This window comes from Streptomyces sp. NPDC051740, assembly GCF_044453165.1.
Taxonomy (GTDB): Bacteria; Actinomycetota; Actinomycetes; order Streptomycetales; family Streptomycetaceae; genus Streptomyces; species Streptomyces atrovirens.
Map to the genome: position 1 here is coordinate 157,124 of NZ_JBITCL010000003.1, position 15,826 is coordinate 172,949.

Sequence of the window (15,826 nt, forward strand, 5' to 3'; positions counted from 1 at the left end):
TACGCCGCCCCCCGGGCGCGGCCCCCCGCCCCCCCCCCCCCCCCCCCCCCCCCCCCCCCCCCCCCCCCCCCCCCCCGCGCCCGGCCCGCGCCCCCCCCCCCCCCCCCCCCCCCCCCCCCCCGCTTCTCGCACACGCACGTCTCCCACCCCCTCCCCAAGGAGTGACGATTCGTCGAGTACAGGCCCCATGTCTGCCCCGCCCCCGGTTCGGACGGTGGTGGCTCACCGCTGTGTCGGCCGTGCTGGCCCTGCTCGCCGGCACGGCCCTCACCGGCTTCGGCATGGCGACCGCGGCGCGGAGCGCCGCGGTGTCGGCCCGGCGGAGCCGGACGGTGCGGCCGCCTGGAGTGAGACGGGGAACGGATGTTCCCGGCGACAGGCGATACGGCTCGTTCGTACGGTCCCCGCATGCAGCTTCGGTACGCCTTCAGGTTGTACCCGGACACCGGTCAGCAGATGGCGTTGGCCAAGGCGTTCGGGTGTGCGCGGGTGGTGTTCAACGACGGGGTGCGCGCCCGCGAGGACGCCCGCAGGGCCGGGCAGCCGTTCCCGAAGGCCGGAGAACTGTCCGTGCGTCTGATCACCGAGGCCAAGCGGACAGCGGAGCGGTCCTGGCTGAGTGAGGTCTCCGCGGTGGTGCTCCAGCAGTCCCTGCGGGATACCGAGAGGGCGTACCGCAACTTCTTCGCCTCCCTCAAGGGCACCCGAAAGGGCCCCAGGATCGGCCCGCCTCGCTTCAAGTCCCGCGAGGACACGGGGCAGTCGATCCGGTTCACCGCCAACGCCCGCTGGAGCATCACCAGCAGCGGCCGGCTGAACCTGCCGAAGATCGGCGCGGTGAAGGTGAAGTGGTCCCGCACCCTGCCCACCACCCCCACTTCCGTCACCGTGATCAAGGACGCGGCCGACAGGTTCTTCGCCTCGTTCGTCATCGATACCGACCCCGCCGCCGACGCCGTGCGAATGCCCGACACCGACCGCACCATCGGCATCGACCTCGGCCTCACCCACTTCGCCGTCCGGTCCGACGGCACGGAGATCGACTCCCCGCGCTTCCTACGGCGCGCGGAGAAGAAGCTGAGGAAGGCCCAAAAGGAACTCTCCCGCAAACAGAAGGGAAGCAAGAACCGGGACAAGACCCGTCTGAAAGTCGCCCGTGCCCACGCCAGGGTCACCGACGCACGCCGCGAGTTCCACCACCGGCTCTCCACCAGGCTGATCTCCGAGAACCAAGGGATCGCCGTGGAGGACCTGTCGGTGAAGGCTCTGGCGCGCACCAGGCTGGCCAAGTCCGTGCACGACGCCGGATGGTCCTCGTTCCTCAGCATGCTGGAATACAAAGCGGAACGGTACGGCCGGACCCTGGTGAAGATCGGCCGGTTCGAGCCGACCTCCCAGACCTGCCACGTCTGCGGCACCGTGGACGGTCCCAAACCCCTGAACATCCGGGAATGGACCTGCACGGCCTGCGGCACCGTCCACGACCGGGACCACAACGCCGCGATCAACGTCAAGACGGCCGCCGGACTGGCGGTGTCGGCCTGCGGAGCGCCGGTAAGACCAGGAGCAATCCCGGCACAGCGCGAAGAAACAGGAAGCCACGGATTCCCGACCGAACCCCGTGCCACGTAGCGGCACAGCGACGATCGAGAAGGCCAGAATCCTCGGGCTTCAGCCCGAGGTGCAGGTCAATCCTTCGAGTCGCGGAACTACTGCTCCGGCGCGTATCTGCGGCACCGCAACTCCTGTGTGTACAAGGAGGGCGGCAGCGGCGACCTGTTCCGTGCCGACGCCACCCTCTGCCCGGTCCGGGGCGCGAACGGCGGGGTGAGACTGTCCGCCTACAACTCCCCCGAGCAGTATCTGCGCCATCGCAACGCCGAGTTGTGGCTGGCCACCCCGGGCGGAACCCACACATGGGACAACCCGCCCTCTTCACCGAGGACACCACGTGGACGGTGGAGGCCCCCTGGGCGCCCTGACGCCATGAGAGACGGGGGGGGGGGGGGGGGGGGGGGGGGGGGGGGGGGCGGGCGGCGCGGCGCCGGGGGCCGGGGGGGGGGGCGGGGGGGCCGGGGGCGGGGGGGGCCGGCGGGCCCGCCCCCCCCCCCCCCCCCCCCCCCCCCCCCCCCCCCCCCCCCCCCCGCCGTCAACAGGGTTACCGCTTCTCCCCGTTGTGGAGCGCGCTCACCTCCTCGGCGGTGAGCGCCTTGTCGTAGGCGTGGACCTGGTCCACCGCGCCGTCCCAGAAGTCGGTGTTCTCGCCGTTCCACTGGGCACGGCCCACGGCGAGGGGGCCGGTGGCGACGTAGGCGGGGCCGGCGGTCGCGGTCGACGCGAGCTCGCCGTCGACGTAGAGCCTGATCTGGTCGGTGGCGTCGTCACGTACGCCGACGAGGTGGTACCAGCGGCCGGTCTCCGGTGTGGTCTCCAGCCGTGCGCGCTGTCCGTCGGGCGTGCTGAAGGCGAACGCACCCTGGCCGTACTGCAGGTAGAAGGGGCTGGCCTGGCGCCGTCCGTCCTGGCTGACGGCGGTGGCGTAGTTGCCGGGCAGGGAGTCGAGGCTGACCCAGGCGGAGACCGTGTAGCTGCCGGTGGTGTCGAGCACCGGGCCTTCGGTCCGGGCGTACTGTCCCTGGCCGTCGAACTTCAGCGCGCTGCCGCTGACTCCGGTGGTCCAGGTGGTGCCCCCGCTCAGTGTGAGCGGCTTGTCGTTCGGGCCGTCGTCCTTCGCGGTGGTGCCGGTGCCCTCGTCGAGGGACCAGGACCCGCCGCCCTCCAGCGGCTCACGGTCGCCCGCCGCGGCGCCGGCCGCGATGACCTCGCGGTTGATCTCGCGCACCCTGACCGGGTCGACCTTGATCTCCCGGCGGTCGTAGGTGTACAGGCCGTTGAGTTCGTTCTCCAGGTCGGTGATCTGCGTGTACACCGAGCCGGAGAGCTCGGCGCCGGCCTGGTCGAGGTAGAACTTCTCGGTGTTCTCCACGTACTTGCGGGTCAGTGCCTCCTTGTCGGTGACACCGCTGTAGATCACGGTCGGCGTGCCCGGCCACATGTGGCCCGGGGTGCGCAGCGTGAAGCCGCCGTGCTCGCCGTCCATGGCCGCCCGGTGGTCCGGGAAGGGCGCGTCGTCGTTGTTGTAGTCGTGGTGGTCGATGATGTCGCCCTTGCCCGAGTCACCCTTGGAGTTGCAGCAGTTGACACCGCTGTGGGCGTTGACGATCCGGGACGGGTCGGCGGCCTTCACCGATTCGGCGATACGGCCGCTCTCCTCACGGTTCCACTCGCCCCAGCCCTCGTTGAAGACGATCCAGCCGATGACGGAGGGCGAGTTGTGGTGCTGGCGCATCATCTCGCGGCCCTGGTCGACGAAGGCCTTCCGTCCGGTCTCGTTGGTGAGGTTCCCGGAGACGAAGTCCTGCCAGACCAGCAGACCGAGCTTGTCCGCGTGGTAGAACCAGCGGGGCGACTCCACCTTGATGTGCTTGCGGACGGCGTTGAAGCCGAGCTCCTTGTGCGCCTTCAGGTCGAACGCCAGGGCGTCGTCGCTGGGCGCGGTGTAGAGGCCGTCGGGCCAGAAGCCCTGGTCGAGGGTGGCGAGGGAGAAGACCGGCTTGCCGTTGAGGACCAGCTTCCGGTAGCCGCCGACCTCCTCGATGCCGATCTCGCGCATACCGAAGTAGCTGCCGACCTTGTCGGTGGACCTGCCGTCCTTCAGCTTGATGTCGAGGTCGTAGAGGTAGGGGTCGTCCGGGCTCCACAGGTGCTGCCCGGCCACGCGCAGGTCCAGCTCGCTGTTGGCCGGTCCGCTGACCCGGCCGACGACCTTGCCGCGGGCGTCGCGGGCCACGGCCTCGACGCGGGCGTGCCGGGAGGCGCCCTCGGACTCGACGGTCACCGCGAGGGTGCCGGTGTCGATGTCGGGCGTGGTGACGACGTTGTCGATGGAGGTGTCGGCGACGGGCTCCATCCAGACGGTCTGCCAGATGCCGGACGACTGGGTGTAGAAGATGCCGCCGGGGTTGGCGGACTGCTTGCCCATCGGCTGGTCGGCGCCGCCGGTGTCGGTGACCGCGACGACGATCTCCTGCTTGCCCCGGCCCTTGATCGCGTCGGTGATGTCGGCGCTGAAGGCGTTGTAGCCGCCGGTGTGTTCGGCGACCTTCCTGCCGTTGACGTAGACGGTGGCCCGGTAGTCGACGGCACCGAAGTTGAGCCTGAGCCGGTTGTCCTTGCCGCTCTTGCCGACCTTCCAGCTCTTCGGCACGTCCACGAGCTTGCGGTAGAACATGTGGTCCTCGTGCCGCTCGAGCCCGGAGAGCTGCGACTCGACCGGGAACGGCACGATGATCTTCTCGTCCAGGTCCTTGCCGAAGACCGGCTGCTCACCGGCCTCGGCGCCGCTGAACTGCCAGGGCCCGTTGAGGTTCTTCCACTTCGAGCGGACCTGCTGCGGGCGGGGGTACTCCGGCAGTGGGTTCTTCGTGTCGACCTCGTCGCCCCACGGCGTGGTGATGCGGTGGGTGGACGTGTTCGTGGCATAGCGGACGATCCGGGGCACGGTCCTGCCGCCGGCCGTGAGGCCGCCCTCGCCGTCGTAGGTGAAACGGACCTGCTGGTTCTTCTGGATCGGCTCGGAGAGCGTGATCAGGAGGGAGTCGGGGTCGCCGGGGGCGGCCGTCACCGACCTGACCGGCATGGCGGTCGTGTCGGCTTCGATCCTGAGGTGGCCGGCCACCTCGGCAAGGCCGCCCACCGGGTCCTCGAACCGGGCGCGCAGTTGCCGCCCGTCCTCGGTGACGGTCGGTTCCACCGGGAAGACCTCGAAGCCGGCGGGCGGGGTGAACGCCGTCGTCGGCACGAGCTGCTTGGGCATCGTCGGCGTCGACCAGCGCAGGAACATGTTGGCGCCGCCGACGTCCTGGAACATCTCCATACGGAAGTCGTGCTTCTCGCCGGCGGTCAGCCTGACCGCCGCGCCGGTCTGCTCCTTGTCCCAGTCGCCCACCCAGTGGTCGATGACGGGCTCGTCGTCGATGAACAGCCGGAAACCGTTGTCGCCGATGGCGTGGAAGGTGTATTCACCGGTTTCCGGTGCCTCGATCTGCCCGGTCCAGCGGGCGGTGGTGTGCTCCGTCCGCCCGGTCAGCTCCTCGAAGGTGCTGGTCAGTCCGGAGAAGTTGATCTGCGGCTCCAGCAGGGTGCCGCCGAGTTCGGCGAAGTCCCGGGCGCCCGGTGCCGACATGCTGAAGTACTCGCCCTTCAGGCCGTGCACCACGACGTCGGCGTCGGCGGCGGTCGGGCCGGCGGACACTCCGGTGATCGGCACGGCGGCCGACGCGGCGGGCGCCAGGGCCCCCGTGGACAGGGCCAGGGCGGTCACGGTCAGCAGCGCCCATGATCTGGATCTCGGGCGGGTGAGTTGTCTTGTCATCGAACCTTTCCTCGCGCAGAAGGCATGGGGCCAGGACGAAACAGGGTGGCCGTCGGCTCGGCCGGCCATTTATTCCAACGTTGGAAATCCGGTGTGCAGCGGAATGACAACACGCCGCCCGGCGCCTGTCCAGGCTTCGCGCACAGCTGACGGATCGTCAGCGCAAGTTTCCCCGAGGTGTGATGACAGTTCACGCGGCGGCGGCCGGACCTTGCGGCTCTATTGACATGTCCGCCGCCGGTCACCATCCTGTGGGAGCGGATTTCATCGATGTAAACCTCGGCGTGGAGGTGACGGGACACGATGGCCAGGCTTCCCCACGGGACGAAGAGACTCTCTCGCCGTCTGGCCGGCGCCCTCGGCTTCGTGCTGTCCGGCGTTCTCGCCGCCGCGCTGACCCTGACGTCCGCCGGGCCCGCCCGGGCGGACCGGACAGGTCTGCGCGCCGCGGATCCGAGCGTGCTCCGGGTCGGTGGTACGTACATCTCCGTGCAGTCGGCCGGCGGAGGCATCGTCGTACGGCAGGCGTCCTCCACGACGGCCCTGGACTCGGCGACCCCGCGGCAGGTGTGGTCGGACACGCGCGGTCGCGGTGAGGTCTGGGCCCCGGAGATCGTGCGGGACGGCGGCCGCTACCACATCTACTTCACGGCCGGGCGCGGAGCGGCCCACCGGATGTACGTGATCAGCTCCGCCAGCCCCGACAGCGGCTACTCCGCCGAGACGAAACTGGCCCTGCCGGACGACAAGTGGGCCATCGACGGGACCCTGTTCACGTTCAACGGTCAGCGCTGGTTCGTCTGGTCCGGCTGGGCCGGGGACACCGACGTCGAGCAGAATCTGTACATCGCCCGGATGAGCAGTCCGACCACGCCGACCGGTGCGCGGCACATCATCTCGCAGCCCCGGGAGAGCTGGGAGCGGGTGGTCGGAAACCCGTTCGTCAACGAGGGACCCGAGCCCGTCAAGGACCCGAACGGGCAGCTGCACATCACCTACTCCGCCAACGGCAGCTGGAGCGACCGGTACTGCCTGGCCGACCTGCGGCTGCGGGCCGGCGGCGACCCGACGTACGTGTGGGACTGGTACAAGTCCAACGGCTGTCTGTTCGGCTCCGACCGGGCCACGATGATGGCCGGCTGGGACCCGACGCTGCACGTCGACGGCCCCGGCCACCACAGCTTCGTCCTGCTCGACGGCGACATCGGCACCAGCCCGCCCGCCGGGCCGCGGTTCCCGCTGATGTTCCACGCGGTGCCGAAGGGCACGCCGTACACGTGGGAGAACCGCTACTGGTACACGGGCACGTTCTGCTGGTGGGGCGACACCACCTACAGCCGCGCCAACGTCCCCGGGCCGAACACGGACACCGGCTGGAGCCTCAAGTTCTTCGAGTAGGTCAGCCCTCGGCCCGCGTGAACGGGCCGCCTTCGGCAGCGAAGGCGTGGGCGGCGAAGCGTGCGCCGATGCGGCGGTGGGTGGCCGCGTCGGGGTGGAGCCGGTCGGGCAGCGGCAGTTCGGAGTGGTCCGCCTCGCCGTAGAGGTCACGGCCGTCGAGGTAGTGCACGTTCGGGTCGTCGGCCGCGCGTCGCGTCACGATGCGCTCCAGCTCGTCGCGGATGACGTCGAGCGTCAGCTTGCCCTCGGCCCGCTCCGCGGGATCGCCCGCGGCGGTGAACAGGAGCCGCCCCTCACCGAGACGGCTGAAGTCGTAGGCGGTGGGGCCGGGCGTGTCCTCGTGGATGGGGCACAGGATCGGCGAGACGACCAGCAGCGGCGCGGTGGGGTGGCCCTCGCGGATGGTGTCGAGGAAGCCGTGGACGGCCGGGGCGAAGGCGCGCAGCCGCATCAGGTCGGCGTTGACCAGGTTGATGCCGAGCTTGACGCTGATCAGGTCGGCGGGCGTGTCACGCATGGTCCGAGCGACGAACGGGTCGAGCAGGGCGCTGCCGCCGAAGCCCAGGTTGACCAGTTCCACGCCGCCCTCGGCCGCGGCGAGCGCGGGCCAGGTCGTGGTGGGGCTCGCGGCGTCGGAGCCGTGGCTGATGGAGCTGCCGTGGTGCAGCCAGGTCCTGCGGCCGGAGGCCGGTGCGGGCTCGACGGGGGCGTCGGTGCGCAGGGCGACGAGTTCGGTGGTCTCGTTGTGCGGCAGCCAGATCTCGACGGTCTTGTCGCGCGCGGGCAGGCCGGTGAAGCGGAGGGTGGCGGCGGAGCCGGTGCTGTGTTCGACCGCTCCGGTGCTCATGTCGATGGTCAGGGTGTTGCCGCCGGTCGCGGTCGCCCGGCCGGCCGGGCGACCGTCGACGAGCAGGTCGTACAGGCCGTCCGGGCGGGGCGGGGCACCGGTGTAGACCCGCTTGGTGGGCAGCGTGTCGAGTTCGACCGCGGTCGCCCGGGTACGGAAGACCAGTCGTACGCCGGAGGGCTGGGACTCGGCCATGGCGAGCTGTCCGTCGGTGTTCCGGGCGCGGGCCCGGGCGGGCAGACGGTGGGGCAGGACCCCGTTCGCCGTGGGCTCCAGCTCGAGGGCGCCGCGCACGAGGTCCGCGGTGACGGAGGTGGTGTGCGGGGTGGAGGGCATGGTTTCCGTCCGTGGGTCGGTGCGGTTCAAGGGCCTGGAGTCGCGGTCAGGGCGCGGGCCAGTTGCGCAGGAGGGCGTCGAGCGCGTCGAGGACGCGTGACCAGGTCTCCTGTGTGTCGGGGGCGCTGTGGCTGAACCCTCCGCCCATCTCGATGCTGACGTAGCCGTGGAAGACGCTGCCCAGCAGGCGGACCGCGTGGGTCTGGTCCGGTTCCGTCAGGTCGTAGCCGCGCAGGAGGGCCCGGGTCATCTGGGCGTGCCGGACTCCCGCGCTGCCGGCGGCCGCTTCCGGGCTGAGCCGGAACTGGGCCGCCGCATAGCGGCCGGGGTGCTCCCGCGCGTAGTCGCGGTAGACGTTCGCCAGGGCGGTCAGGGCGTCCTTGCCGGCCCGTCCGGCCAGGGCGTCGGCGGCGCGGTCGGCGAGTTCCTCCAGGGCGAGCAGCGCGATCCGCGTCTTGAGGTCCTGGGAGTTCTTCACATGGGAGTACAGGCTCGCCGCCTTGACGTCGAAGCGCCGGGCGAGTTCGGAGACGGTCACCCGGTCGAAGCCGACCTCGTCGGCGAGCTCCGCCCCCGCTCCGGTGAGGCGTTCCGCCGTCAGTCCCACACGCGCTGCCATAGCCATCCCCTCCATCGCCTAAACCGAGTATGCATCTGCCTAATGGTTTTAGGCAAACAGGCCGGGTGTGATGCCCGTCGGACCCCGTTGTCAGTGGGGGGAGGCAAGATGCGACGCATGACAACACCTGCAGCAGTGATCGTGGATGCCGCCGCCTACGCGCAGGCGGTCGAGGACGCCGTACGTGCGGCTGCCGCCTACTACGAGGGCGGCACCTCACCGCTGGACGACGACACCTACGACCGGCTGGTACGGGGGATCGCCGACTGGGAGGCGGAGCATCCCGACGGGATACTCCCCGACTCCCCCACCGGGAAGGTCGCCGGCGGGGCGGTGGAGGGCGACGTGCCGCACACGGTGCCGATGCTCAGCCTCGACAACGTGTTCTCCGCGGAGGAGTTCACCGCCTGGACGGCCTCCTTGTCCCGCCGTACCGGACGTGAGGCGACGCGCTTCAGTGTGGGTCCGAAGCTGGACGGGCTCGCGATCGCCGCCCGGTACAGCGACGGCCGGCTCACCCGGCTGATCACCCGCGGGGACGGGACGGCCGGGGAGGACGTCTCGCACGCGATCGGCACCATCGAGGGGCTGCCCGAGAAGCTGGACGAGCCGGTCACCGTGGAGGTGCGCGGCGAAGTCCTCATGACGGCCGCCCAGTTCGAGCACGCCAACGAGGTGCGCACCGGTCACGGCGGGCAGCCGTTCGCCAACCCGCGCAACGCGGCGGCGGGCACCCTGCGGGCGAAGGAGCGCGTCTACACGGTCCCGATGACGTTCTTCGGCTACGGTCTGCTGCCGCTGCCCGACACCGACTCCGTCCTCGCCGAGAAGCTGAACGAGCTCGCGCACAGCGAACTGATGGCGCTGGCCGGTGATCTCGGGGTGCACACCAGCGCCCGGACCGCCGTCCCGGACACCGTCGCCGAGACCGCCGAGGAGGTCCTGGACCGGGTGAAGGAGATCGCCGCGGTCCGCGCCGAGCTGCCGTTCGGCATCGACGGGATCGTCATCAAGGCCGACCTCGCCGAGGACCAGCGGGCCGCGGGGTCCGGATCCCGCGCGCCGCGCTGGGCGATCGCCTACAAGCTGCCGGCCGTGGAGAAGATCACCCGGCTGCTGGAAGTGGAGTGGAACGTCGGCCGTACGGGCATCATCGCGCCGCGCGGCGTCCTCGAACCGGTCGTCATCGACGGCTCCACCATCACCTACGCCACCCTGCACAACCCGGCCGACATCACCCGCCGCGACCTGCGCCTGGGCGACCACGTCATGGTGCACCGGGCGGGCGACGTCATCCCCCGCATCGAGGCGCCGGTGGCCCATCTGCGGACGGGTGAGGAGCGGCCGATCGAGTTCCCCGCGCAGTGTCCGCGCTGCGGTTCGGACATCGACACCGGCGAGGAACGCTGGCGGTGCGCGCAGGGCCGCAACTGCCACCTGGTCGCTTCCCTCGCCTACGCCGCGGGCCGCGACCAGCTCGACATCGAGGGTCTGGGCGCCACCCGCGTGGTACAGCTCGTCGAGGCGGGCCTGGTGGCCGATCTCGCCGATCTGTTCACCCTGCGGCGCGAGCAGTTGCTCGCCCTGGAGCGGATGGGCGAGACCAGCACCGACAACCTGCTCGCCGCGCTCGCCAAGGCCAAGGCGCAGCCGCTGTCGCGGGTGCTGTGCGCGCTGGGCGTGCGGGGCACGGGGAGGTCCATGTCACGGCGTATCGCCCGCTACTTCGCCACCATGGACCACATCCGCGCGGCCGACGCCGACGCCATGCAGCGGGTCGACGGCATCGGGGCGGAGAAGGCCCCGTCGATCGTCGCGGAGCTCGCCGAACTGGCGCCGCTCATCGACAAGCTGGCCGCCGCCGGTGTCAACATGACGGAGCCCGGAGCCACTCCGCCGCCGCCCGCCGGTGCCGAGGACGACGCCCCGGCCGAGGGCGGTCCGCTGGCCGGGATGACGGTGGTGGTCACCGGCGCGATGACCGGGAAGCTGGAGAAGCTCTCCCGCAACGAGATGAACGAACTCGTCGAACGGGCCGGCGGGCGCTCCTCCTCCAGCGTCTCCAAGAAGACCGCCCTCGTGGTCGCGGGCGAGGGCGCGGGCTCCAAGCGCGCGAAGGCCGAACAGCTCGGCATCCGCCTCGCCACCCCGGAGGAGTTCGCCGCCCTGGTCGCCGAACTCCTCGACTGAGCCGGCCACCGGGGCCCGCCCGTCAGGGGGCGCAGGCCCCGGCGATGGACAGGCTGTTCTCGTAGAGGTGGTGCCGGGTGATCCGGCCGCCCTCCACGGTGAGGCGCAGGGCGAACGGGCCCTGGAAGGACCGCCCCGTCGCCCGTACCGTCCCCGACAGATGTCCCATCAGGACCGCGTCCTTCCCGTCGACGAGGAAGGTGTCGACGGAGGCGCGCGCGTCCTCGGGCACGGTGTGTTCCATCAACTCCGTGAGCTGGGCCGCGCATTCGGCGGCGGTGGACCGCGGGCGGATCCACGGGACGGCGGGGTTGTCGGCGAGCAGCCAGTCGACCTCGTCGGCGAAGACCGCGGCCAGCCGCCCGGTGTCCCCGGCCGACCGGGCGGCGAGGAACTCCCCCACGACGGCCCGGGTGACCTCGGCGGAACTCTCGTCGGTGGCGATGGAGTCGATGGACATGACGCTCCCCTCTCTGCTGCGGCCAGGAGCCCGGCGCGGGGTCTCCGTGGATGTGTCCGATCCTGCCGGAGGAGGAAGGAGCGGGTCGATTACCCCGGACGTCATGCCCGGCCCATGCCCTCTACGGGGTTGTGCCGTGCCCGCGGCGCCCTGTGCCGAGGACCGTGCGGCCGGCCGCGGGCGAGGAGTTCGGCGACGACCCGACGGCCGACGGTTCCGGTGGAGCCGGTGGAGCCGACGGTTCCGGTGGAGCCGGTGGAGCCGGTGGAGCCGGTGGAGCCGGTGGAGCCGGTGGAGCCGGTGGAGCCGGGGACAAGAATCCTGTGGCCGTGGGTCATGGAACGACCGCGGGAAGCCTCGCGGTCGGCTTCTGTCCGTAAGCCGGGCCTCAGCGTGCGGGGCGAGGAGCTCGGGCGGGTGGCGACCGAGGACGGGACGGTCGGGCACGGTGGGATCCGGGTCGGCGACACCGTCGTCCTGGCCGTCGACCGGCGCGCGGACCGGCAGGACCGGCAGGACCGGCCGGTCCTGCCGGTCCTGCCGGTCCTGCCGCGGGTGTTCGTCGCCGACGCGGACACGGCGTCCTCGCCCGCCGTCGCGGCCGGCGGCCAGGTCGTCACACCGCCGGCGGACAACGCCTTCGGGCAGCGCGGCGGGCGGATCAAGGGCCCTTTCGGGAACATCTGGTGGGTGGTCCGCCACGTCGAGGACGTCTCCCAGGACGAGATGGGGAAGCGCCTGCGGGACCCCGTGTACGCCGAGGGCACGCGGGTGGCGCGGGCGATGCCCGACGCCGAGCCCACCGGCCGGCGCCACGGCCGGAGCGGCGCGCCCGTCAGGACGGCCGGCCGACCGGGCCGCCGCGGTCCCCACCGGCGTCCGGCGGGCGTTCGAAGAAGGTCTCCAGGACCACCGTCGCCTGTGTCCCGCTGACCCCGTCGATCGCGTACAGGCGGCGCAGCACGTCCTGCAGACGCTCGGTGGTGGCGGTGCGCACCTTCACCAGGACGGAGGCGCTGCCCGCGATGACGTGCGCCTCCTGGATCTCCGGTACGGCGGCGAAGTCCCCGGCCCTGTCCCCCATCCACGCCGTGGAGTCGACCAGCACGAAGGCGAGGACCCCGCGGCCGAGTGCCGCGGGGTCGACGTCGACGGTCGTGGCCCGGATGACGCCCTGCTCGCGCAGCTTGCGCACGCGCTCGTGCGCCGCGCCCGCCGACAGGCCGACCGCCGCGCCCAGGGCGGCGTACGGCTGTGTCGCGTCCCGCTGGAGCAGCGCGATCAACCGGCGGTCGATGTCATCCAGTTGCCTCATGCGATGACCGTATCTGATTCAGCGACAGGCATGTTACGTTGCATCAGATCCTGATCACTCTCTGCGAGGGGATGTCATGCCCACCAACGGCCCGTACGAGATCCTGGACGACCGCTTCCGTACCGGACGCTGCGCGAACGGCGACAGCAGGCTCGAGGTCCTGTACGACGGCTGCCGCTGGGCCGAGGGCCCGCTGTATCTGCCCGCCTGGCGCCAGCTGGTCTGGAGCGACATCCCGAACGACCGCATCCTGCGCTGGGACGAGGCCACCGGCACGGTCGGCGTCTTCCGCACCCCGGCCGGTCACAGCAACGGCAACACCCTCGACCGGCAGGGCCGCCTGGTCACCTGCGAGCAGGGCAACCGCCGTGTGACCCGCACCGAACCGGACGGCACCGTGACCGTCCTCGCCGACCGGTACGACGGCAAGCGGCTCAACAGCCCGAACGACTCCGTCGTGCGCTCCGACGGCACGATCTGGTTCTCCGACCCGGACTTCGGCATCATCAGCGACTACGAGGGCCATCGCGCCGAGTCGGAGATCGGCGCGTGCAACGTGTACCGGATCGACCCGCTGTCGGGGGACGTCCACCTCGCCGCGGACGGGTTCGAGGGGCCCAACGGGGTCGTCCTGTCCCCCGACGAGAGCCGGCTGTACGTCTCCGACTCGCGGGCCGCCCGGATCCACGCGTACGGCATCCGCGAGGACGGCACCCTCTCCGGCGGCGAGGTCTTCGCCGAGGGCCGGGGCGACGTCCGCTTCGACAACATCCGCTTCGACGACGAGGGCCGCCTGTGGGCCGCCGCCCTCGACGACGGCGTGCACTGCTACGACCCCGACGGCACCCTCATCGGGAAGCTGCGCGTGCCCGAGCCCGTCTCCAACATCGCCTTCGGCGGACCGAGGAACAACCGCCTGTTCATCACCGCCACCACCTCCCTGTACTCCCTGGTGATGTCGGTGACCGGGGCTCCGCGCCTCTGAACGGGCCGCGCGAGGTTTTCGGCCACCCGGATCCGCGCCCTCCGTCCGAAACTCCTGTTCTCGATACCGCTCCCTGTCTCGTTGAGTTCCGTGCGTCGCCTTCACGCCGTCGACCAGGCAGGGAGAAGTGCCGTTGACCCACCAGACCGCGCGGTCCGTCCCGCCCCCGCCGCCCGCCGAGATCACCTACTCCGGCCACTACTCCGTCAACCCGCTGGGTCAGGTCGGTTTCCGCTCCCTGTGCTCCCAACTCCCCTCCGTGCTGCGCCGGATCACCGCCATGGCGTGGCGGACCGACCGTCGGGCCGTGGTCCTGCTCCTCGCCTGTCAGCTGGTCACGGGCGTGTCGGCGGCGGTGCTGCTGGCGGCCACGGCCCGGGCGATGGGGCCGCTCCTCGGCGCGGGAACGGTCGCGGACCGCCTGCGCGAGGCACTTCCGGCGCTCGTCGTCGTCGCGGTGGCGAGCGCCGTCACCCGCGCGTCGGAGGCCCTGGCCATGTACGCCGAACGGCGGATCACGCCCCGGCTGACCACGGAGACCGACTCGGCGCTGGTCGAGGCCGTCTGCCGGGTGGAGGCCGAGGCGTACGCGACGGACGGCTTCTCCGACCGCCAGGAAGCCGCCGAGATGGGTGTGATGCGCACGCACGTCATGGTCATGGACGCCCAGCGCTTCATGGCCGCGCTGATCAGGATGATCACGGCCGGCGGCGTCCTGTCCGTGCTCAACCCCCTGATGCTGCCGCTGCTCCTGCTGGCCGTGGCCCCGGCCGGCGTGGGGGCCGTCCTCACCGCGCGCGTCGACTACGAGATCCACTACGCGAACGTCGCGGACCGCAACGTACTCGGGATGACCCGCTGGTGGGCGACCACGCCGAAGTACGCGGACGAGGTCCGCGCCAACGGCATGACCGACTACCTCCTGTACTGGTACCGCGCCCTGTCGGAGCGGGTCGACCGGCGGTCCCTGACCGCCGCTCCCCGGACCCTGCGCATCGCGCTGGTGTCCTCCGTCGCCAGTGGGGCGTTCCTGGCCGCCACCTGGGGGATGCTCGCCTGGCTGGCCGTCACCGGGCGGATCGCGCCGGCCGTCGCCGCCACTGCCGTCGTCGCGGTCCAGACGACCCTGGCGGCGCTGTCCCAGGTCGTCGTCAACGGCGCCGCGGTGTTCCACACCAGCCTGTACCTCAGCGACATGCAGGCGTTCTTCGACGACGCCGCCGCGCGGGCGCCCCGGCGGGGCCCGGAGGCCGTACGGGCCCCGGTGGAGGAGATCCGGCTGGACGAGGTCACGTACCGGTACCCCGGCAAGGACAAGCCCGCCGTCGACGGCGTCTCGCTGACCCTGCGGCGGGGGGAGATCCTCGCCGTCGTCGGCGTGAACGGCTCCGGCAAGAGCACCCTGACCCGGCTGATCACCGGTATCTACCTCGCGGACAAGGGCCGGGTCACCTGGGACGGCACCGACCTCGCCCACGCCGATCCGGCCACCGTGTGGGACTGCACCGGCCTGGTGCCGCAGATCTTCGCCCAGTGGCCGCTGCGGGTGCGGGAGAACGTGACGCTGGGCCAGCCGAGGAGCCTGGACGACCAGGAGGTGTGGGAGGCCGTGGACGCGGTCGGGATGCGGGAGGCCGTCGAGGACCTGCCCGCCCGCCTGGACACCCTGCTGGCCCGTGAGATCTTCGGCGGTGCCGAACTCTCCGGCGGCCAGTGGCAGCGCCTGGCCTGCTCCAGGGCCCTGTACCGCCGCCCGCCCCTGCTGATCCTGGACGAGCCCACCTCCCAGATGGACCCGCGCGGCGAACACGGCATCTTCGAGAGGATCAAGGCGATCTCCGGCGACCGCATCACCATCGTCGTCACGCACCGCCTGGAGAACACGAGGATCGCCGACCACATCGCCGTCATGGAGCGGGGCCGGATCACCGAGCAGGGCACCTACGACGACCTGGTCCACGCCGCCGGTACCTTCGCCGGCCTCCTGCACCTGTCCCAGGACCGCTGAGGCCGGAGGCGCACGGCCTGCGGTGCCGGCCGGGCGGCGCGCGGCGCGGCGGTAGGCGGACCGGGCGGCATCGAGGTCACCGGCCGTCTCCAGCAGATGGGCACGGACCGCCACCGGCCGGTGGCGGTGCGCCGGCCGGCCGGCGGCGTCCCGGGTCTCCGGCCTCTCCAGCCCCCCCCCCCGTCCCACCCCCCAGGCCCGCGCCACCCCGGGGTCGAGCCTGACCAAGGGCTA

The 15,826-nt window shown here is 71.5% G+C and carries 11 protein-coding genes and 2 pseudogenes; 7 read left to right on the forward strand and 6 right to left on the reverse strand.

Annotated elements, in window-relative coordinates; genetic code table 11:
* The first annotated feature begins 408 nt into the window (after positions 1–408).
* Entirely contained in the window at positions 409–1,632 is a 1,224-nt protein-coding gene (locus tag ACIA6T_RS06455; protein WP_399445420.1) for an RNA-guided endonuclease InsQ/TnpB family protein, read from the forward strand.
* Between the two features lie 57 nt (positions 1,633–1,689).
* A pseudogene (locus ACIA6T_RS06460) lies at positions 1,690–1,982 on the forward strand (AbfB domain-containing protein); the annotation flags it as partial.
* 176 nt (positions 1,983–2,158) lie between these two features.
* On the opposite strand, the gene ACIA6T_RS06465 reads toward ACIA6T_RS06460, so the two are convergent.
* Positions 2,159–5,434, reverse strand: coding sequence for a LamG-like jellyroll fold domain-containing protein (locus ACIA6T_RS06465; protein ID WP_399445421.1), 3,276 nt, complete (start codon positions 5,432–5,434; stop codon positions 2,159–2,161).
* Between the two features lie 303 nt (positions 5,435–5,737).
* Here ACIA6T_RS06465 and ACIA6T_RS06470 point away from each other — a divergent pair, with 303 nt between their 5' ends.
* Entirely contained in the window at positions 5,738–6,832 is a 1,095-nt protein-coding gene (locus ACIA6T_RS06470; protein WP_399445422.1) for a glycoside hydrolase family 43 protein, read from the forward strand.
* 1 nt (position 6,833) lies between these two features.
* Here the strand turns inward: ACIA6T_RS06470 and ACIA6T_RS06475 are convergent, their stop codons facing one another.
* Together ACIA6T_RS06475 and ACIA6T_RS06480 are read right to left on the reverse strand one after the other, a co-directional pair.
* Entirely contained in the window at positions 6,834–8,015 is a 1,182-nt protein-coding gene (locus ACIA6T_RS06475) for a GDSL-type esterase/lipase family protein (RefSeq protein ID WP_399445423.1), read from the reverse strand.
* 46 nt (positions 8,016–8,061) lie between these two features.
* Positions 8,062–8,634, reverse strand: a complete 573-nt coding sequence (locus ACIA6T_RS06480) for a TetR/AcrR family transcriptional regulator (RefSeq protein ID WP_399445424.1) — start codon at positions 8,632–8,634, stop codon at positions 8,062–8,064.
* 117 nt (positions 8,635–8,751) lie between these two features.
* Here ACIA6T_RS06480 and ligA point away from each other — a divergent pair, with 117 nt between their 5' ends.
* Positions 8,752–10,824, forward strand: a complete 2,073-nt coding sequence (gene ligA, locus ACIA6T_RS06485) for an NAD-dependent DNA ligase LigA (RefSeq protein ID WP_399445425.1) — start codon at positions 8,752–8,754, stop codon at positions 10,822–10,824.
* Between the two features lie 22 nt (positions 10,825–10,846).
* On the opposite strand, the gene ACIA6T_RS06490 is transcribed toward ligA, so the two are convergent.
* Together ACIA6T_RS06490 and ACIA6T_RS06495 are read right to left on the reverse strand one after the other, a co-directional pair.
* A complete protein-coding gene (locus tag ACIA6T_RS06490; RefSeq protein ID WP_399445426.1) occupies positions 10,847–11,284 on the reverse strand; it encodes a nuclear transport factor 2 family protein in 438 nt (145 codons plus the stop codon).
* 101 nt (positions 11,285–11,385) lie between these two features.
* Positions 11,386–11,622, reverse strand: a complete 237-nt coding sequence (locus ACIA6T_RS06495) for a hypothetical protein (protein WP_399445427.1) — start codon at positions 11,620–11,622, stop codon at positions 11,386–11,388.
* On the opposite strand from ACIA6T_RS06495, the pseudogene ACIA6T_RS06500 reads away from it, so the two are divergent.
* A pseudogene (locus ACIA6T_RS06500) lies at positions 11,621–12,127 on the forward strand (hypothetical protein); the annotation flags it as partial. The gene ACIA6T_RS06495 and the pseudogene ACIA6T_RS06500 sit on opposite strands and share 2 nt — an antisense overlap.
* Here the strand turns inward: ACIA6T_RS06500 and ACIA6T_RS06505 are convergent.
* Positions 12,120–12,590, reverse strand: coding sequence for an Lrp/AsnC family transcriptional regulator (locus ACIA6T_RS06505; protein WP_399445707.1), 471 nt, complete (start codon positions 12,588–12,590; stop codon positions 12,120–12,122). The pseudogene ACIA6T_RS06500 and the gene ACIA6T_RS06505 overlap by 8 nt on opposite strands.
* 85 nt (positions 12,591–12,675) lie before the next feature.
* On the opposite strand from ACIA6T_RS06505, the gene ACIA6T_RS06510 reads away from it, so the two are divergent.
* Positions 12,676–13,584, forward strand: coding sequence for an SMP-30/gluconolactonase/LRE family protein (locus tag ACIA6T_RS06510; protein ID WP_399445428.1), 909 nt, complete (start codon positions 12,676–12,678; stop codon positions 13,582–13,584).
* Between the two features lie 133 nt (positions 13,585–13,717).
* Positions 13,718–15,592, forward strand: coding sequence for an ATP-binding cassette domain-containing protein (locus tag ACIA6T_RS06515; protein ID WP_399445429.1), 1,875 nt, complete (start codon positions 13,718–13,720; stop codon positions 15,590–15,592).
* The last annotated feature ends 234 nt before the right edge of the window (positions 15,593–15,826 follow it).